Here is a 19717-nt window from a genome sequence, read left to right as displayed (position 1 = left end):
TTATTCAAGTCTTATCTTAACAGTTGGCGAAAACATAATATCCTTTCACCCAGCGCTCTTTTAACCATCTCAGTTTATATTCCATGCTTGGTGTATAAGCTGCTGCAGAATCCATTAAGTTATACCTATCTAAAATTTCCAAACATCTATTAGGGTTCGTTAAAGTATTTAGAAATTCCAAGTCCTCGCTTTCGAGAAAATTCCATACAATGCCTTTAAAATTAATTGGCAGCAGTTCTAAAATCATATCTCTATCCAAACCCGATGTTTCCAAGAAATTTTGACGATGAGAGAGGGATAAGTAACTCCAATTGGTACTTTGGTATTCTTCCCCTAAAAAAGTAAAACGATCTAAACCATTACAATTTAATTCATAACTTTTTATTGCTTCTATTCCCCATTTCATCTTTTTCCCCCACAATTATTATTCTCAGAATTGACTACTAAGTATGTTCACAAATTTCTACCAGTTACTTTTAAATAACATAATGGACTTCTCTATTCCTTCTTTTCACATAATGAATATATAGATAACATGAACAAACCATATTTATTATCATTGTAGAAAAACTAAAAAACACATTAATTCCTAAAACATCACAGAATAATAAAGCAACCATACTTAAAACATAAAAAAATAATAATCTATCAAAAATAGACAAATGTCATTTCTCCCTTTTCTTAAGATTAGTATTATACAAATGTTGCTTTTTGTAATTTCTCCTTACACTTCCCCAAAACAGAATTCCTAGATTAAAAATTATCCCTATAATTATCATGAGAATCGCATACAAAACTAGATTCACTTTTCTACAGATCCCCCCTTTAATTATAAATATAAAAATAACTCTTTATCTAACGGGTTACTATCGGTAACTTGTCCTTCACTTTAAATATATACAAATAATTCTACGAAACTAAGCGACAGTAAAATAATATCAACCTATTCTTAAAAAGAACCAGGCGTATTCAAAGCTAGGTCATATTTAATTATCCTGCTCTCCATTCTGCTAAGGTCAATTATCTTCACAAGAAAATTTTCTGATTTTATTCGTAGATGTTACAGTCTGAAAAACTCGAAAACAATACTTTTTTCCAGAAAAGTCAATAAAAAATTGTTGAGAAATATTTTTCTAGATACCTAAATATTAACAATTTTGATACAATAATGAGAAATCGCACAATATATAATAGGAGGGGTTTATATGGGAGCAGCAACTGTAACATTAAGTGAAATTACAGAGCTTTTAAGTAACTGGCATGACTCTATTCGCGAACTTGATCATGAACAATCAACTAATTTATTTGGAGAAATAAAAAATAAGATTGATAAAATTGAAGAAAACAAAAACGTGCTTTTATACTACTCTTTATTAGAGTTTAGACATAATATGCTTAACAAGGATTATGAAGGCTCTAAAAAATCGCTTGAAAAAATTGAAGATTTTAATAAACCAAGTGAAGAACTTTTGAATTACTACTATAACTTCTTTAAAGCAATTCATAACACAGAAATTGGAGAATATAAAAAGGCTGGTGAATATTTCGATAAAGCCAAACAGTTAATCGCAAATATCCCTGATGAGATTGAGAAAGCTGAATTCTATTATAAAGCAGCAGCATTTTACTATCAGGTAAGGCACCCTTTAGAAGCAGTTAAATATGCGAACCGCGCTTTAAAATTCTACGAACCTGAAACAGGGTATGAACTTAATATAGCAGCTTGTAATAATATACTTGGATTAACATGTACATCACTTAAACAATATGAATATGCGGAAGAATATTTTATTAAGGCTTTAGATATCGTTACAAAAAAACACAACACCATGTTAGGTCTTAAAATTAGACATAATTTAGGTTTTCTATATGCTGAGCAAGATCTTTCAGAAGCAGCTATACGAAACCTAACAACAGCTATTGATACTCCAGAAAAAAGTTATAAAGCTATTTTCCTTATTGCAAGAGAAAATTACAAACTTGGAAATACAGAAGAGTCATTAAAATTTATTGAAATTGGGTTAGAAGCATGCAATCGCATCAATAACACGGAATATAAACACCACTTCTCAATATTAAGCGCACTAAACTCGAAAAAATCTACAGAAAAGTCCGAAAATATAATCTCAGAAGGAATTGAGTACTTTGAACAAGAAGGTTTATTAGGGTTCGTTCATGACTATTCGAAACAATTGGCTTTAAAATTCTACTCATCTAACCAGCAAGATAAAGCAAACCAATATTTCTTTAAGTCACACGAAGCCGAAGAAAAACTACGTAAAAAGGAGGCACTAAAATAATGAAGAAAGTAATTCAAGTTTTAGGTATCACTCTAGGATTAGTAGCCGTTTTTGGTTTTACTTCAAACAACACAATACAAAATGCTGAACACGGAGAAACATTTGCGCCCAAAGTACAGGATAGCTCTATCCATTACGTAATGAGAGAACACGGAGAAACATTTTAATACTTATAAAGGGCCATACCTCATACATGGCTCTTTTTTTATTATATTAAATTTGATTTATATGCCTTTTAAGATCATATATTCAACTGAATCCATTAAACTTTTACTAGCAGCTAATCTTCCGCCTAACTTCTTTACTTCGCCCAATTTTTGCTAGGAGTTTCACTAATCACAAATCGCGGGATTAACTATTATTTAGAAAGGGTGTAATTTATTCTATGTTAACTACACTTCCAATCATTATGACTACCAATGGCCAGAAATTAAAATGTTCATTTACTAGTATTACAGAACGATGTGATTTTGACCATATCTCCTTCGACATGCAATTTCACGACCTTGTTAATAACTCAAGGGTCGGAACTGCTTCATGTCGTATTCAAAAAGATCAATCAGAAAACAAAATTGAAATTACTATTACAAGTTTAGATGCAAATCATATTGGAAATGGGGTTGGAACTGCTATGGTATATTCCATATACAGATGGGCATATTTTAGCTATCCTGGTTATGAACTCCTCTTCAATGGAATGATTAGCATGGCCTTCGATGAAAAATATTTAATAGGTTTTTATACAAAAGTTGGATTTAACGTAAAAAATGGTTTCTTTAATCTAAAAGTAGAAAGTAATGAATTTCATGAGTTCTGTACAAACACTGAAAATAAAATATCTGATATGTATTTCACATTTCTAAGTAAACAAAATGAAAGCTATAACAATGAAATAGATAATTATATAAGTATCCTGTCACATATTGAAAAGAAATATAATTCAATGACATTAATTTCATTTATTAAACAACGCTATTTTAGACGTAAACAGTCCTATAATGAACATACTCTCATGTAGGTATAAACTAAAGTTTGATGGAATTATTACAAATAACCTTCACACTAAATCAAGAATAGGAAACAAGTTTTAAAAAGCACAATCGTAACTTGTTCTCTATTCTTATGTTATCTTATTTCTGTTTCTACACCATGATTGTATAACTGGATGGTATCCTCAGTAAAATCCTGAACGACTGTTGCAAGTTCTTGTAATTTCTCCTGCGTTACCCCATTAATATACCAAACAAAATTACTATTGGATTCTGAATCCGTTGGTATGGAACCAATGGTTATTTTATATTCTGTAGTTTCTTTTACCGTTTCTTCATATGATTTCTTTACCTCATACTGATACTTTTCAAGACGAATAAACATATCTCGCCAGAATAAATCAGCAATTTCCATTTGATGATACCAGACTTTACGAATATAATCTGGAATACTTCTTGTGTTTTCTAACAAGTACCCCTCTGCCTTTGTGGGGGTGATGGATCATTGCATGAATCGCGTCCGCAATATAATGTGCTGTTGGATGATTACGAACCAAGATACGACGTGTTTCCTGACGCACTTGTAGAAGAACATCGTAATAAAAATACATCATGTCACGAGTCGTAGTAACAACCGACTCTTTTTGAAATGGAAACATAGTACCGTTGTGAAATGTTAGTGATGCATCACCAAGGTTCCATGTATATGTTTGCAAATTCTAGTCCCCTTTCGTGCTTTTTTATATGTAGTATTATCTCCCCATTTCAAAAAAGCATTTATTCAGTAATAAGAAACAATCCTAATATCCCTTTTACACTTTCTAATCTAACCTTCAATCTATAAGTACTTAGTGAGACACTCTAAAGCAAAAAAATATTAATATTTAGATATAACTCAATCAAATTATACATATATTGGATAACTTATGTTAAAATACCATTGAATATTATAAAAATACTAATTATTCAAACAGTGAAAAGGGGCATATAAATGGGGAATTCAACAACCAAATCAAAAAAACTAGTAGGGTTTGTAGCAACAGCAACATTAGCTACATCAATGATTGCAGGGGTAGGTAATGCAAGTGCGCAAACGACAGATACATTAAAAACGGCTGAGCCAGTACAGGAAAAAGCAAGAGACAAGAAAGAAGAACGTCCAGAAAGCTTATTTCCGAGCATGGATATAAATTATGACACTACGATATATGTAGGAGATCCATTTGATCCAATGGCAGGAGTGTCAGCTTATGATTCAAAAGATGGAGATATTACTGATAAAATAAACATAGTTGGTGAAGTAAATCCTTTTGAGCCAGGCGGGTATAATTTAGATTATACGGTTACTAATTCTAGAGGTTTTTCAGTAATTAAACAGGTACATGTATGGGTTAATAGGGGGGAGAAACCTATATTAAGATTGCCTTATGGAGTATCGATTAATGTAGGCGATAAATTTGACCCAATGGCAGGAGTATCGGCTATTGATGAAAAAGACGGTGACATTACTTCTAAAATAAAAGTTGATGGTAATGTAGATACTTCTAAACCTGGTACTTATGAGGTAACTTACACGGTTACTAATTCTAAGGGTCTTACAATAGTTAGGAAACAACCAGTTAAGGTTAAAGAGACGGAAGGAACAAAAAATGAAGCACCTGTATTAACTGTACCATTTAGTACTACACTTCATGTTGGTGAAGAGTTTGATCCAATGGCTGGTGTGTCTGCTACTGATAAAGAAGATGGCAATTTAACTAATAAAGTTAAATATAAAGGTAATGCAGATACTTCTAAACCTGGTAAATACATTGTAGAATATTGGGTTGTTGATTCTAAAGGCGTTAATGCGACAGCTACACGATCTGTAATTGTGAAAGAAAATGAAGAAACTCCCGATATGGAACCCAAATTAACTGCACCTACTAAAACCACGATTAATGTAGGAGATAAATTTGATCCAATGGCTGGTGTATCTGCTACTGATAAAGAAGATGGCGACATTACTGATAAAGTAACAGTTGATGGCAACGTGGATACTTCTAAACCTGGTACTTATGAGTTAACTTATACAGTTTCAGACTCTAAAGGACACAAAGTTACTGCTAAACAAAATGTTACTGTCAAACAAACAGTAGTGCCTAAAGATGAGGTCCCAGTTTTAACAGCACCTACTAAGACTACTATCAATGTAGGAGATAAATTTGATCCAATGGCTGGTGTATCTGCTACTGATAAAGAAGATGGCGACATTACTGATAAAGTAACAGTTGATGGCAGCGTGGATACTTCTAAACCTGGTACTTATGAGTTAACTTATACAGTTTCAGACTCTAAAGGACACAAAGTTACTGCTAAACAAACTGTTACTGTTAAACAGAAAGTAGAAACAACAAATGAAGCACCTGTATTAACTGTTCCATTTACTACTACACTTAGTGTCGGTGAAGAATTTGATCCAATGGCTGGTGTATCTGCATCTGATAAGGAAGATGGTAATTTAACTAATAAAATTAAATATAAAGGTAATGTAGATACTTCTAAACCCGGTAAATACATTGTAGAATATTCGGTCGTTGATTCTAAAGGAGTTAATGCGACAGCTACACAATCTGTAATTGTAAAAGAAAATGAAGAAAATCCCGATATAGAACCAAAATTAACAGTACCTACTAGAACAACGATTAATGTAGGGGATACATTCAATCCACTTTCTGGCGTTAAAGCTATTGATAATGAAGACGGCGATATTATTAATAAAGTAACAGTTGATGGCATCGTTGATGCTTCTAAACCTGGTACTTATGAGTTAACTTATACAATTTCAGACTCTAAAGGGCATACAGTTACCGCTAAGCAAACTGTTATAGTAAAACAAAAAGTAGAAACAAAAGATGAAGATCCAGTTTTAACTGTACCTACTGAAGTAACTATTCATGTCGGCGATAAATACAACCCACTTTCTGGCGTTAAAGCTATCGATAAAGAAGATGGCGATATTACTGACAAAGTAATTCATATGGGCGAAGTTGATACATCTAAAGCAGGTAATTTCGAAGTTAAGTTTCTAGTTCGTGATGCAAGTGGAAATGAAGTAACGGCCACACAAAAAGTAACTGTAAAAGATACAAACACTGAAAACGGTTCTGATAATAGTAATAACAACTCTAATTCTGGAAATGGTTCTGATAATAGTAGTAACAATACTAATTCTGGAGAAGGTCCTGACAATAGTAATACTACTACCGGAAACATCTCTGTCAATAACAACACTAGTAGTAATTTGGATAATAAAAAAGATACCATTAAAGAGCTTCCAAAAACAGGTGCAAGTTCAAATAATGGTACCGCTGTAGGTATATTAGCGATCCTTGCAGGTATGTTAATTACTTTTGGTCGTAAATTTAAAAAGGCTATAAAATAAAGATATTCATAGTCTCCAATCCTGTAGTGAAGGTATTATCTTTGAGACGTAAGAGGTGGATAAATAGCATGATAAATCAAGCTGAATGGTTGTGGCAACGGATTATCGACAGAGGTTCAAATTCTGAAAGTAACTTTAAAGAATCGTTAAATCTTCAGCCAGGTGCAGGTGATGAAGATTTCCAACTTATTGAGGATACACTAGGGCTTACACTACCTGAAGAAATGAAGAGCTTTTATAGAGTTTATAACGGACAAATTTGGGAACCCGGGTTGAATCCATTTGTAAGAAATTTGACCCTGTCTCCCATTTCTGAAATTATATCAAATTGGGAATTTTTACAGGAAGAATTCGATCCGGATGATGATTTAGAGCCAGATATTGAAAAAGAGCTTAAACCAGCTCTTTGGAATTCTAAGTGGATTCCAATTGCAGAAAATGGTGGCGGAGATTACCTTTGCATTGATACAGATCCATCTGAAGTTGGGTTTACAGGACAGGTTTTATACTATTACCATGACTGGGGAAGGCGTGCTATCGAAGCAAAGAATATCTTTTCATTCATCGAAATTTGTTTAAAAGAAGAGAATTGTGAATAAATGTACCTAAAGTAATGTGTGCTTTAGGTACATAAGAAAGGACATTACATATTAAATATGTAATGTCCTTTAATTTATCTAAGCCACTTCATTTTAGGTCTTGATTATTAGAAATTCACACAATCTTTTAAAATACCATTCTATCCTAGTAAACAATCCCTTTTTACAGATGGTACTTGCTGCAAATGAAATCTTTCGGGTATTAAACCTATTTCACCAAAAATTTTTCTAGTTCTTCTGCTAAATGTTTAGCTCCATTAGGACTTAAAGTAATTTTTCCATTTGCTAAAGTTATATTTCTTTCAGATACCTCTCCAGTAATTTGGCAAGCATTATAAGGCGAGTATCTTTTTAAAATTATATTTTCATTATCAACAAAAATTTCTAACGGTGATTTAATCCCTATGCCTAGTGTATCTCTCAATTCTTTAGGTATTACAACTCTTCCTAATTCATCAACCTTTCGAACAATTCCAGTTGCTTTCATAATAATATTCCCCCTAATAAATTATCAATCATTTATATACTAACATCTTTTCATTATGGTTTAGATTGCTCCAATTGTTGTTTCATTTTCTTTTCATTTTCAGTTATAAGATTTATTAACTCCTTTTCTCTATCATTATAATAACTAGTTAATGTTTCAAAACGAAGTTTAATAAGCTTTTCAAGACTGAGCTTTTTATTATTATCAATAATTTCTTTCTCACTTAAGTAAGAGATATTATTCTTTAAGTTATAATGCTCTTTATTAATTACATCATTAATCTCCATATGAGCCTTTTTAATATTCATAAATAAATCTGCCCACTGCGTATTCAGACTAAAGTATTAATAAATCTTCCAATTTTCCCATTCTTTATATAGTTTTTCATACTCTTTATTAAGAGTTTGATATAATTCGTCAGCATTACTTACTGTCGCATAATTCCCTTTTCCTGCTTCTGCTGTATTCTTTAATTGCTGTTGTTCACTATTTTTCACATCAAATCCAATAATATTTACAACTGCATGAGTACTAGATTGATTGAGATTTTTGGCAGCATTGACTGGATCTCCCCCACAAGTCTCTTCTCCATCACTCACAATATATACTACATTTAGGTTTTCCTCACCGGTATACTCTTTAAAATCATCATTTACAGACTCAATAGCGGATGCTAACGGCGTCCACCCCTTCGGACCAAAATTGGATAAAGCAGCATTAAATTGCTCCTTTTTATAAGGCTGTAATGGATACATTACCTCCGAAGATCCACAGGATATACTTTTATCATTTTCATTATTACTTCCTTTATGTCCATAAACTCTTAACATTACATTTGCATTATCCGGAATCTTATCAAGATAGTTGTAAATAGCTTTCTTAGCTGCTTCCATTTTAACTTGACCATTAACTTTACCAGCCATGCTCCCGCTTGCATCAAGTAAAATCTCCACATTCAGGGATTTTTCTTTTGGTTTTATAGAATGTACATTGTCATTATTTTGTTCTTTAATCGCTAATTCAGGGATAATTCTCTCCATTTTACTTACAGCTTCTTTATAACTTTGCGCTTGTAAATTTAGTAATTGTACGTATATTTGTTCTGCACTTAAATCCTTTGGTAATTTTATCAATTCCTGGTTAAGTTCATTCATTTCCTCTGATGAGAGTGCCCTTTCCTTTGCGTATTTACCTGGTCCTTCTTGTGTCATTAACGGGGCATTTGTAGCAAATAACGATTCATATGTCTTGATATCCTCTTTTTCAAGTTCTTTTTTGCTGCTTTCCTTTTCAACTACTTCACTTTTTGGTTCATTAGATTTAGAAGACGTAGTATCTGATTTTGAACACGCAGTAATAAATACACAGAACCCCAGTGTTATTCCAATTACATTAAATAATGCTTTACCCACTATAAAACCTCATTTCTTCCCTTGAACCACTAATTTCACTACTACATCCTGAAATTATAATAAAACAGGCGATTAGAACCCAAACTAATTTCTTCCCCATATTTTCCCCTCACCTCATATTATCTATCTTTCATATTTTAACATCACAAACGATGTTATTTAAGATTTCAGGTAGGGAGTACACGTATTACGCCCTTGTATGAAGAATCTGCATTTATTAAGCTAGGTAAGCGATACACTAAGGCGTAGCTCCAACAAAACGCGAATTTCGTACGCTAAGCAAAATTTTATAAAGAAATAGCCAATTTCCTATACGTTAAGAAATTGACTTTTGGGATTTCTTTTAAATTAGAATTCTACAATTAGTAAAATAATCATTATTTACCCAATGGTTTGAATTGGTTTTCAGCTACATCAATAAAGTTAGTTTTAGCACGTTCAAACAATTCTTGGTTTCCATTCGAAATGTTTTCAGATAATGTTTGTGAGCAGTAATAAAGCTTTTCCATGATGTTGTAATAACGGTTATAATCATTTTGCTTACCTTCAGCTACACCCCCATTAGGCATATCAACAACTAATCTTTTAAGGCTAGCTAAATTGGCGTGCATACCTTGTCTCCAAGCTGAGTCTTTTAAATCTGCACGTGTAAATTCGTCTTCAATATATCCAACAATTACAGCTACTTTTGATTTATGAATATTCAATGAATCATCTAAAGCAATAGCACTTGTTTTTACGTCTTCTTTTTGTTGCTTTTGTGCTTCTTGTTGTTGTTTAGCTTTTTCCGCTTCAGCTTTCTTTGCTTCTGCTTCTTGTTGTTGTTTAGCTTTTTCCGCTTCAGCTTTTTTTACTTCTGCTTCTTGTTGTTGTTTAGCTTTTTCCGCTTCAGCTTTTTTTGCTTCTGCTTCTTGTTGTTGTTTAGCTTTTTCCGCTTCAGCTTTTTTTGCTTCTGCTTCTTGTTGTTGTTTAGCTTCTTCCTGTTGTTTATCCACTTCTTCTGATTCTTTAACTTCTTTCTTAACTTCTTGGGATTGTTTAGTCTCTTCCTTCTTAACTGGTTCTTCACTACTACAACCAACTAATCCAACAGATAACACTGCAACAAATCCGAATCCTTTAACTGCTTTAACTGCTACTTCTTTAACTGTATGTAATTCCTTTTTCATTAATGGCTCCTCCTAGATTGGGTTACTTAACCTTTTTTTTAAGTAAGGCGGTTCCTTACTCAATAGAATTTGATACAATTTTTTCACTTTATCTTTTGGAAGTGTTTTAGAAAGTAATTTGATATTGTTTTGCGCTCCGTAAATCCTCTTTGCATCTTCGAACTCGACTTCGAAGTTCTTTTTTTATCTCCTGAAAAGTGTGGCACCATACGCCCATTCAAAAACAAAAAGCTACCATCGAATTAAGATAGCTCATCCATTTCTACATTCTGATTTTAGCCGAACGTAACGCCTACAGCTGGTAAGAAGTTTATTTAAATGGTCTTAATCATATCCCAAGCTAAATTTTTTTACCGCAAAACATAATGCTATAAAAATAGCCAAGTTACCGGAGCGATTATGTTGGAACCCGCTAACGCCGGGCTAAAATCAGAATTGTTTTGCCATATTTTTATTATGCCATTAAATAATCAGATTTTTCTAAATAACATACTATATACTTCTCTTATTTTTATAGTTTCCTATATATCTGTGAATGTATACCTTTATAAACACCAATTTACTTTCCATAATTTTAAATAAGCATTTCTTCAATTAGCGGGCGCAATTATTGAACAACATAAGTAAAAAAGGATCAATCTTTTTTATAAAAACCAATCTTAAATCTACTAGAAAAGCATCCGTTTTGATTAATCTTTTTTCAAAATGGATGCTTTTTATTTATTGTAAAGTGCTGGCTTGTGGGGTATTTTTGATCAAACTTTATTTTAAAGCTACACTCGCCACATAATAAAAAGGTAGGAACATTTTGTACATATCAAATATGTTCCTACCTTTGATTTTATTGAGTTTAACATCTATGACCTAAATATAAAATGATTAACTCCTTTAAATAATGGTGAGCCTTGTCAAAAGTGCGCCAACTGTAGTGATATCAACAATATTGAACTCCCCCCACTTTCACTTCGTTTAGAAGTGAAAGTGGGGGATTCCTAAGTAAAGAGTTCTATCGAACTCTAATTTATTAGGCTAACCCCGCAGTCCTTGCGGTTAGAAGCCTTATCGCTTCATTCTTTAGATTGATACTTGCGTTAATATCCCTATCATGGTGTGTATGGCAAGAAGGGCAATCCCATTTACGTAGGTTCAGATTTTTAACGTCTTTGTTTTGATATCCACAACAAGAACATAATTGGCTTGAAGCAAATGTTTTCGATACGACAATGACTTGTTTACCGTACCATTTTGCCTTATATTCCAACATAGTTCGAAACTGTGACCATGATACCTCACTAATCGCTTTTGCTAACTTATGATTCTTTAACATATTAGATACTTGCAAATCTTCTATACCGATAACATCGTGGTTTTTGATGATTTCAGTTGAGATTTTGTCCAAGTAATCTTTTCTAGCATTTGCCATGTATTCATGAATTCTAGCTACCTTTACTCGTTGTTTATTCCAGCGAGAAGATCCTTTCATTCTTCTAGAAAGAACACGCTGTGCTTTTACCAACTTCTCTTCTAACAATCGAAAAAACTTCGGATTTTTATAGGTTGTTCCATCTGACAAAATGGCGAAATCTTTTAGTCCTACATCTATTCCAATGTAAGAATTTGTTTTCGGAAGTTCTTGCACTTCTGTTCCAACTAACAATGAAACAAAGTATCTACCAGAAGGGTTCCGTCTAACCGTAGCATTTAAAATACGTCCTTTTACTTCACGACTTTTGGCAAATCGAACAAGACCTAGTTTTGGCAATTTAATTTTGTTTCCTATAACGGCAATATTTTCATTTGTTTGTTTTGTGGTATAAGATTGTACGTTGTTTTTCTTAGATTTGAAACGCGGGGCATTGTTTTGTTTTTTGAAAAAGCGTGTATACGCATCCGCAAGGTTGCGAACAGACGACTGAATCGCAATACTATCCACTTCTTTTAGCCAAACAAACTCTTTCTTCATGGCAGGAAGTTTGGCAGAGCATGTACCATATGCCAGACCTTTTCCTGTTTCTCTGTATGCATGACCCCATAGAGATAGGAAGTGATTGAATACAAAACGAGAACAGCCAATCGTTTTATTGATTAGGGTCGCTTGTGCTTTATTTGGATAGATACGAAATTTATATGCTTTATTGATCATCATTCATTTCATCTCCATTTCGATATGTATCTATTATATAACAAACATACATTCGATAGGTAGTGAAGTAACAATTTATATATATCGAACAATTAAGATGGCTTCCTGCCATCCCTTGTCCGAAGCCAATTCATCTCCCACATACTCACTTAGCATTCCTTGAGGAAGGAGTCCTCTTGGCTAAAATGATAAATTCGCGGACATTCTAGAATTTGATGCTGCAAGTAATAATGGAGTGGAAGAAATACGGCAGATACAAGATCAGGTACATTTAACACCGGTTACAGGAAAATATAAAGTGTACATTATCGATGAAGTGCATATGCTTTCAAATTCTGCATTTAATGCTCTATTAAAGACATTAGAAGAGCCGCCAGCACATGTTATTTTCATACTGGCTACAACAGATCCACAAAAAGCACCTAAAACTATCATTTCTAGATGCCAACAATTTGAATTTTGAAATATACCTCTTCAAGCAATGATTGAAAGGTTAAAATTCATCTCCCATGATCAAGGGATTCGGATTACAGACGAGGCATTACATTTAATATCTCAATTAGCTGAAGGTGGTTTAAGAAATGCTCTTAGCATAATGGACCAAGTAATCGCATACGCAACATATAATGTAATCCCCCTAAATATTTAAATGTTATCCGATTTTTTTGCTACCTGCTCTAAATTCACTTTTAAATGTAACCCAATTTTTCGTTATCTATTACTCTTTATTTTATATATACTGTTCTTTAGCTTAGGCTTCTTGTGTAACCGTACTTTGGTCCCATTAATATCTAAGTCAATTTTTTCTTCCTCTAAAGCCTCAATTTTCTCTTTATGTTCCTTTTCAATTCTATCTCTTTCTTCTTTTCTCTTAGTCGCTTTTGGACCAATTACGAACAGAATTAAGAATATACTCACCATGACAACAAAAGTAGTCACTAGTACCTCTCCCCCTTTGCCAAAACTTCGTACCATATATTTTTTTAATCTATTAGATTTAACCTTGAAATCTAGTGGAGAACGAGCACTAGCATAATTACACAGAAATATTATAGAAATTACTTGCACTATTCCTCCTTCTCCTTTTATAAATCGAAATTATAAATGACGCAGTAAGGCCGGTACTAGCAATGTCATTACAAATATAAAAATGGAACTATATCTCAAACTTGAACTCCATTTTCCATATTTGGGATGTTCAAATTTCTTATAAAGCATACCTAATGCTAAAGATATCAAAAACATTAATACAGCTGTTCCTAAAATTATAGAAGTAATTAAGCCCACCATATTACTCATAAAGGTTTGAAAATCAAAAGAACGTGTCGTCAACATTAACACTGGTAGAACCCTTATTAAAAGTATGAGAATAAATGAACCTACTCCAAAATAAATAGATCTTTTTTTCCACTTTATATGTTTAAACCATAACGAAGCCCCAAAAACTAATAATGATATTAAAATTACTACAGAAAGAATAAGGAAAATAACATCAAAAAATGCAGGCACACTCGCATGAATTGCACCATCTACTTTATTTCCCCCATCTTTTATTACATCACTGCTGCCATTAAACAAAGAACCAAACCAGTCTACAATCCAATCAGTCATCCACGAAATATCGAATGGTAAATCTTCGGTTTTTGTTTGCGTAGGAGCAACTGAGTTGAAAATTTTCAAATTCTCCTCCCCCTTCATTAAAAATTACCCCCTTTACTTTAAGTATATAAGTTTCCTTAACCAAAACTAAGAAAGTATTAAATCATCCTTGATTAAATAGAAGAACCACACTTATGAATAGAAATTTCATTTGTTACATTTGTACACTCGCTTTTTTATAACTATCCATTGCATTTAGCTTTGTCCCTATTTTGGAATAAGTAAAAAAGTACCCATCCAATTGTGAGACACATAATAATTGGATGAGTACTTCATTACACATTCTTTATTCTATTTTTATTGATATAGAAGAGGTTTATACATTTCATGGTGATACAAACTATAGTAACCAATTAAATAATTTTTAAATATTACTACGTAATTCAATCGATTTAAGAAAATAAAATTTCACAAACCTTTGATGATAGCTTCTTGGTTTATCGGATAGAACATATGTATGAAAAACGCAGCATAATATCGGTTTTTCTAACCTTGTAAATGACTTAATATATATCTTTGCGTATTTATGTCTTGGCGTTTTAATGCCGTTACTAATTCTCGATTAACATCTGATACAGGTAATGGTTCTCCATATATATCAAATAATCTTATACCGAACTTACTTAAAATCCGTATATTATTAAGATTCCTACTCTCTTGTGTATAACTAATAATATGGCGTAAATTAATCCCAAAACTTATCATAAACTAACGCTCCCTCTTCAATGTAAATAGATATGGATATACTTCTATTTATTCTCGAGGAATCCCTTGAAGCTTAATAAGCCCTATATATTTCTCAATACCATAACAGTATTAGCTCTCTCTTTTTCTACTATAGTGCTACGCCACTTCTTATAAGAAGTATTCAATAGACAACAGTTAATAAATCAAAATCAAAAAAAGCATTAACGAAACTTGTACTGTCTTAACTATACTTTTTCAAATTTAAAAGCATGTACATTATTATAATTCAGAATATTCTGTATATTAGTGAAAAAAATCGTAGTTAAATTTAATTTATCTAATTCCTGTTATTATCAGAATAAGCCTTTACAGAGAAATGGGGGATATTATGACTGTTCAAGAAAAAAGTAATAAGCAATTGATGGAATTATTACATGAATGGTATGAAGAAATTCGTTTATATCATGTAAAAGAAGCAAAACAGACATATCTACAAGTAAAAGAACTTTTAAAGGAAATAGAAACAGACCAATATGTATCATTCTATTATTCCCTACTGAATTTTAGATATAAAGTCTTGGTAGATGGAATGAGTATTACAAAAGATTCTTTTAATCAAATAGAAAAACTCCCTAATATCAAAGAAGAATTTTCATTATTAGCTTACTATTATTATTTCTTTAAGGCAATCCACTCTACAATTTTAGCAAATTATACTGAAGCGAAAACACACTATGAAAAGGCAAAAGAACTTTTAATTGATATACATGATGAAGTAGAAAAAGCCGAGTTTGAGTATAGATTTTCAACTTACTGTTATCAATCTTATCAACCATTTGAAGCGATTCAACATGTAGTAAAAGCCAAAGAAATATACCGGAATCATGTAGGCTATGAAATTAATATTGCTTTATGCGACAATGTATATGGGCTGGCTTGTATAGATCTAAGAGAATTTGAAAGAGCGGAAGAATGTCTCAATACGGTTATTGATGTTTGTAAGAAGTATGATGAAGAACAATTATTATTACGAGTACGATCTAATTTAGGCTGGTTATATAATATTCAAGATTTATATCCATTGGCGATTAGACAGAGTTCTGAAATTATAAATACCATACCGAACCATTTTAAAGCATTATTTGTCTTAGCAAGAGCATATTATAAATTAGAAGGCGTTGAAACAGCAAAAGCATATATCGAGCAAGGAATAAAGTATTCAAATAAATCAGGAAATGAGGAATATAAGCATCGTTTCGCAGTTTTAAATGAACTAATCACAGAACTACCTAGAATTAAACTAGAAAAAGTAGTTACTGATGCAATTTCTTATTTTGAAAAAGAGGACATGTGGGATTGTGTAAAAGAATATGCAGAGATTTTAGCACTCCAATTTTACGAAGCAAATAATCATGTTAAAGCGAGCAAATATTTCTATATTAGTAATAATGCTGATAAGAAACATTTGAGAAAAGGAGCGTTAAAGTAATGAAAAAAATAAAAAAAGTGTTATTGAGTATGGTAGTAGTAAGTGCATTAGCATGTAGCATGATTAGTTTAAATGTATCACAACACTCTTCGTTTAATGGTGGAGATACGCCAGCACCAACAAAACCGATTGTCTCTAGTGGCGTATCTATTGATTAATGTAATACATTTTTCTCGCTTTAAAAATCAGAAAATTCAGCCTCTTAATCTTTAAAAAATGTTAAATAAATAGATAAAATATAGAATCTCTAGTCCGAAACATATTTGTTTCGGACTATTCACGTTCTTCTTTCAACTTTTCTATATAATTAGTTGATTGTGAAAAAGCACTGCTAAAATCTTCAGCAATGCTTTACGATTAGACGTAATATGATAATGAACGTCTAATTTTTTCTACTCATGAGTTCTGTAGACACATATATTTTTATTTTAACTTCAAGATACGCTCTATTTCCTTCAGACTTAACTTACTTGCTTTTGCAATAGTTTCAAGCGGTACACCAATTTCATGTATCCCTCGAATCATTTGCATCTTACCTCGCTCAATACCTTTTTCCATACCCTCTTGTTCTGCATTCGCTAGCTTTGCTTGTTCATCTAGAAGTAGGTTCTCTCGAGCTTCATATGCTGTTCGGAAAGAAGAATCATGGCTCATGTTTTCCCCATCTCCTTTTCAAAATAAAGAGGACACCAATTCTTAAAACACCTTTTATGGCTGCTTTAATGAATTAGTGTCCTCTAGTTTTTTAGCCAGACTATATCTTATTTCTTTTTTTCAAAAATTAAAATTTTCAAAAACACCCCTACACATTTTTAACTTTTAATTAACTTGAAACATGTATTTTTTATAATTTTTATGCACCGATAAAATAAGCCCCATCATTATCATATTTGAAAATAGCGAACTCCCTCCATATGATAGAAAAGGTAGTGCAATTCCTTTTACCGGCATTATCCCAACAATCATACCAATGTTTTGGAAGATTTGTAGTGTTAAAACACTACTTGTCCCAGCACATAATAATGTACCAAACAGATTCTCTGCTGAATAAGCAATTATAGTTATTCGATATATAAGAAGTAACAAGACCAATACAACGATAGCTGCTATTATAAATCCACCTTCTTCAGCGATAGTAGCAAAAATAAAATCAGTATGTTTTTCAGGAATATATACACTACCTTGACCGAATCCTTTTCCATGTAATTCACCACTTCCAACAGCTAAAAGAGATTGTTGCGTTTGATATCCTTGATCTGCATTTTCAGCTGGATTTAGCCAACCTATAATGCGTAATTGTTGGTGCGGTTTTAACCTAGTAACTAATTCTTTAAAGAAAAAATCTGGATATTTTTTATATATAAATATTAATGTAGATAATATAGTTACCGGGATGACTGTACAAAATGCAATTAATTTCTTTTGAATCCCTGACATAAATAAAATACATGCTATAGATGCTGCGTATAAGAACACCATACCTGTATCTGGCTGACTGTATACTAAAGCAATAGGAGGAATTGAAACTAACATAATTTTTCCGACCAATATGAAATCAGTTTTGTATGTCCGAATCATATATTTGGCGTTATGATTCACTACTAAATTGGCGACAAATATAATTAGTGCAATTTTGAAAAACTCCGATGGTTGAATTTGACCGATAACAGGAAATTGAAACCATCTTTTTGCTCCTAATTTAACGGGAGTAAACGTTGACTCCGGTAGTATTTTTAAAATAACAATTGCCACAGAACCAACAATATACAATGGCCAAGAGAACTTTTGCCATTGATCCCAATCAATACTTGCAACAAATATTAACAGTACAAAACCAATTATATAGTTCCTACCTTGCTGCAATGCAAAGTTTGTGTTTCCATACTGACCAGTTTGTTGACTACTATAAATTGCAGCGGTACTAATAATACAAAACATGCATAAAATTAAAATTAGTTTTGTATCTAGACTCCTTAATAATACTATTATTTTACTCATGAAACCCTCCTGTAGTACTCAATATATTCCACGCTCCATAATAATTACTAGTACCCTTTTTATAAGATTTTTTGTTATTCAAATAAAAATTACATTATTATGTTATAACGCGAAATTTTATTTTATCTAAACTTTCTCTTAAGGTTTCACTTTAAATAGTTAAAGTAATAATAAGTAAATCTTAATTTTTCCTAAACTAAAATGAACAAGCCCTTTTTATCCCGAATTACTTTTCTTCTTTAAAACTTCCTCATTTCTTTTCGTTCCAAAGAACTGTTTAAAAGCAAAATCAATACGTAAATTTACTAATTTAGTGGACATGGATTTTCTCTCCCTGTCTATATCATTTCTTATTGTACATAAAAAAAGGTAGTACATTTAAACAGGCTCTTACGTTACCTCACATAAGAGCCTGCCTACATTGACAAAAAATTAATGGTTCTGAGCAAAAACAATTGCAAGTGACATCGTTTTTGTCCAGAACCTTTATGTTCATCTATTCTTTTTCTGGCCAAATTTTCGCATTTGGTTCTAATAACCACTTGTGTTCTTCCTCCATGATACGATCATTCCATGGGTTATTCTCAAGATGTCGAATCATCCAACAAAAATACATTGCATATCCAGGTGCCGTTGCTTGCGGGTGGTCTAGCTCACCTGGAATTGTAATAAAACTATTATGTATAACGCGATAAGCATCCTCACCTACCATTGCACATCCAAATCCCTGTGGCTTGTTAAAGCGATAATAATATACCTCCGGTTGATCATGGTGATGCGGTGGGTAACTCGACCATCGCCCGGGATAAGAAATAACTTCTCCTACTACCATGTTAGAATATGCTGCATTATTATAGTCAAAAATTGTACGAATAACACGCTGCGCTGTTCCCTCCCATACTCCATCTCCAGCTACAACACTTTGACACTCATTTGGAGTATACAACTTTGACGCAAATTCTTGGTCATTATCTGTTTTTTGAACAAGCACTTCACTATCTGAAAGAGCAGTAATTGTAACCTTCACATTTTTAGCCACATGTAAACACCAAGGGTTTTCTTCAAAAACAGACTGCCTTTGAATAACTTTTTCCATTCCATCCCACTCTAAACGTATTGCCCCTTCTAGTAAAAGTACTGCCGTTTCATTCTTATTATCAAATAGCACCTCTTCTTTTCCATTAGACATCTTATATATGCCTATATCCATTAACATATCACTGCATTGACCGTTCATTTCTGTTAATACATTATACCCTTCATTTAATTCACCTAATTTTCCTAACACGGCTTTCTCCCCCTTTTAATTAATGGCTACTCTATCATTCTCTATCTTTGTCAGCTAACTAAATTATGAGTTC

Annotated in this window: 19 protein-coding genes and 2 pseudogenes; 8 read left to right on the top strand and 13 right to left on the bottom strand. The window is 32.4% G+C overall.

Annotated elements, in window-relative coordinates; translation table 11 throughout:
* Nucleotides 1-16: 16 nt before the first annotated feature.
* Nucleotides 17-406: a hypothetical protein gene (locus F0362_RS27410; RefSeq protein ID WP_149890095.1), complete on the bottom strand. Its 390-nt coding sequence runs from the start codon at nucleotides 404-406 to the stop codon at nucleotides 17-19.
* A gap of 799 nt (nucleotides 407-1205) precedes the next feature.
* Between F0362_RS27410 and F0362_RS27405 the strand changes: the two genes are divergently transcribed.
* From F0362_RS27405 to F0362_RS27400, 3 genes are all read left to right on the top strand, one after another.
* Complete coding sequence (locus F0362_RS27405; RefSeq protein ID WP_149890094.1) at nucleotides 1206-2300, top strand: Rap family tetratricopeptide repeat protein; 1095 nt, start codon at nucleotides 1206-1208, stop codon at nucleotides 2298-2300.
* Nucleotides 2300-2467: a hypothetical protein gene (locus F0362_RS30665; protein ID WP_000755964.1), complete on the top strand. Its 168-nt coding sequence runs from the start codon at nucleotides 2300-2302 to the stop codon at nucleotides 2465-2467. The genes F0362_RS27405 and F0362_RS30665 overlap by 1 nt, the downstream gene beginning before the upstream one ends.
* Nucleotides 2468-2685: 218 nt before the next feature.
* Complete coding sequence (locus F0362_RS27400) at nucleotides 2686-3318, top strand: GNAT family N-acetyltransferase (protein WP_000958319.1); 633 nt, start codon at nucleotides 2686-2688, stop codon at nucleotides 3316-3318.
* 107 nt (nucleotides 3319-3425) lie between these two features.
* Here the strand turns inward: F0362_RS27400 and F0362_RS27395 are convergent, their stop codons facing one another.
* Complete coding sequence (locus F0362_RS27395) at nucleotides 3426-3761, bottom strand: hypothetical protein (protein WP_253265952.1); 336 nt, start codon at nucleotides 3759-3761, stop codon at nucleotides 3426-3428.
* Nucleotides 3762-4280: 519 nt separating this feature from the next.
* Here F0362_RS27395 and F0362_RS27385 point away from each other — a divergent pair.
* Together F0362_RS27385 and F0362_RS27380 are read left to right on the top strand one after the other, a co-directional pair.
* Entirely contained in the window at nucleotides 4281-6713 is a 2433-nt protein-coding gene (locus F0362_RS27385; protein WP_149890093.1) for an immunoglobulin-like domain-containing protein, read from the top strand.
* A 68-nt stretch (nucleotides 6714-6781) separates the two neighbouring features.
* Nucleotides 6782-7312 (top strand): SMI1/KNR4 family protein, encoded by a 531-nt coding sequence (locus F0362_RS27380; RefSeq protein ID WP_149890092.1) that lies wholly within the window; start codon nucleotides 6782-6784, stop codon nucleotides 7310-7312.
* A gap of 208 nt (nucleotides 7313-7520) precedes the next feature.
* Here F0362_RS27380 and F0362_RS27375 read toward each other — a convergent pair whose 3' ends face one another.
* From F0362_RS27375 to tnpB, 5 genes are all read right to left on the bottom strand, one after another.
* Nucleotides 7521-7799: an AbrB/MazE/SpoVT family DNA-binding domain-containing protein gene (locus F0362_RS27375; RefSeq protein WP_000648288.1), complete on the bottom strand. Its 279-nt coding sequence runs from the start codon at nucleotides 7797-7799 to the stop codon at nucleotides 7521-7523.
* A gap of 53 nt (nucleotides 7800-7852) precedes the next feature.
* Nucleotides 7853-8107 carry a hypothetical protein gene (locus tag F0362_RS31030; protein ID WP_253265951.1) on the bottom strand — a complete coding sequence of 85 codons (255 nt, stop codon included), beginning with the start codon at nucleotides 8105-8107 and terminating at the stop codon, nucleotides 7853-7855.
* A gap of 36 nt (nucleotides 8108-8143) precedes the next feature.
* Nucleotides 8144-9211 carry a VWA domain-containing protein gene (locus F0362_RS27370; protein WP_253265950.1) on the bottom strand — a complete coding sequence of 356 codons (1068 nt, stop codon included), beginning with the start codon at nucleotides 9209-9211 and terminating at the stop codon, nucleotides 8144-8146.
* A 377-nt stretch (nucleotides 9212-9588) separates the two neighbouring features.
* Nucleotides 9589-10380: a hypothetical protein gene (locus tag F0362_RS27365; protein WP_053446171.1), complete on the bottom strand. Its 792-nt coding sequence runs from the start codon at nucleotides 10378-10380 to the stop codon at nucleotides 9589-9591.
* A gap of 1024 nt (nucleotides 10381-11404) precedes the next feature.
* Nucleotides 11405-12526, bottom strand: a complete 1122-nt coding sequence (gene tnpB / locus F0362_RS27360) for an IS200/IS605 family element RNA-guided endonuclease TnpB (RefSeq protein WP_149890091.1) — start codon at nucleotides 12524-12526, stop codon at nucleotides 11405-11407.
* 181 nt (nucleotides 12527-12707) lie between these two features.
* Here tnpB and F0362_RS27355 point away from each other — a divergent pair.
* Nucleotides 12708-13154: pseudogene (locus tag F0362_RS27355) on the top strand (AAA family ATPase); the annotation flags it as partial.
* Between the two features lie 80 nt (nucleotides 13155-13234).
* Here F0362_RS27355 and F0362_RS27350 read toward each other — a convergent pair.
* The 3 genes from F0362_RS27350 to F0362_RS30750 form a co-directional block, all read right to left on the bottom strand.
* A complete protein-coding gene (locus F0362_RS27350) occupies nucleotides 13235-13462 on the bottom strand; it encodes a hypothetical protein (protein ID WP_000206851.1) in 228 nt (75 codons plus the stop codon).
* Between the two features lie 159 nt (nucleotides 13463-13621).
* Nucleotides 13622-14221 carry a hypothetical protein gene (locus tag F0362_RS27345; protein WP_053446170.1) on the bottom strand — a complete coding sequence of 200 codons (600 nt, stop codon included), beginning with the start codon at nucleotides 14219-14221 and terminating at the stop codon, nucleotides 13622-13624.
* A gap of 447 nt (nucleotides 14222-14668) precedes the next feature.
* Nucleotides 14669-14887, bottom strand: coding sequence for a hypothetical protein (locus F0362_RS30750; protein ID WP_000622779.1), 219 nt, complete (start codon nucleotides 14885-14887; stop codon nucleotides 14669-14671).
* A 370-nt stretch (nucleotides 14888-15257) separates the two neighbouring features.
* Between F0362_RS30750 and F0362_RS27335 the strand changes: the two genes are divergently transcribed.
* Both F0362_RS27335 and F0362_RS27330 read left to right on the top strand, forming a co-directional pair.
* Nucleotides 15258-16358: a response regulator aspartate phosphatase gene (locus F0362_RS27335; protein ID WP_149890090.1), complete on the top strand. Its 1101-nt coding sequence runs from the start codon at nucleotides 15258-15260 to the stop codon at nucleotides 16356-16358.
* Entirely contained in the window at nucleotides 16358-16516 is a 159-nt protein-coding gene (locus F0362_RS27330; protein WP_000721406.1) for a Phr family secreted Rap phosphatase inhibitor, read from the top strand. The genes F0362_RS27335 and F0362_RS27330 overlap by 1 nt, the downstream gene beginning before the upstream one ends.
* Before the next feature lie 265 nt (nucleotides 16517-16781).
* Here F0362_RS27330 and F0362_RS27325 read toward each other — a convergent pair.
* The 3 genes and pseudogenes from F0362_RS27325 to F0362_RS27315 form a co-directional block, all read right to left on the bottom strand.
* A pseudogene (locus F0362_RS27325) lies at nucleotides 16782-17018 on the bottom strand (ATPase); the annotation flags it as partial.
* Between the two features lie 159 nt (nucleotides 17019-17177).
* Nucleotides 17178-18356 carry an FtsW/RodA/SpoVE family cell cycle protein gene (locus tag F0362_RS27320; protein WP_149890089.1) on the bottom strand — a complete coding sequence of 393 codons (1179 nt, stop codon included), beginning with the start codon at nucleotides 18354-18356 and terminating at the stop codon, nucleotides 17178-17180.
* A 496-nt stretch (nucleotides 18357-18852) separates the two neighbouring features.
* The gene (locus F0362_RS27315) at nucleotides 18853-19644 is read right to left on the bottom strand and encodes a 5-deoxy-glucuronate isomerase (RefSeq protein WP_149890088.1); all 792 of its coding nucleotides are present in this window, start codon (nucleotides 19642-19644) and stop codon (nucleotides 18853-18855) included.
* Between the last annotated feature and the right edge of the window lie 73 nt (nucleotides 19645-19717).

The organism is Bacillus sp. BS98 (genome assembly GCF_008432245.1).
GTDB classification, from domain to species: Bacteria; Bacillota; Bacilli; order Bacillales; family Bacillaceae_G; genus Bacillus_A; species Bacillus_A toyonensis.
This window is presented reverse-complemented; position numbering and strand designations above follow the sequence as displayed.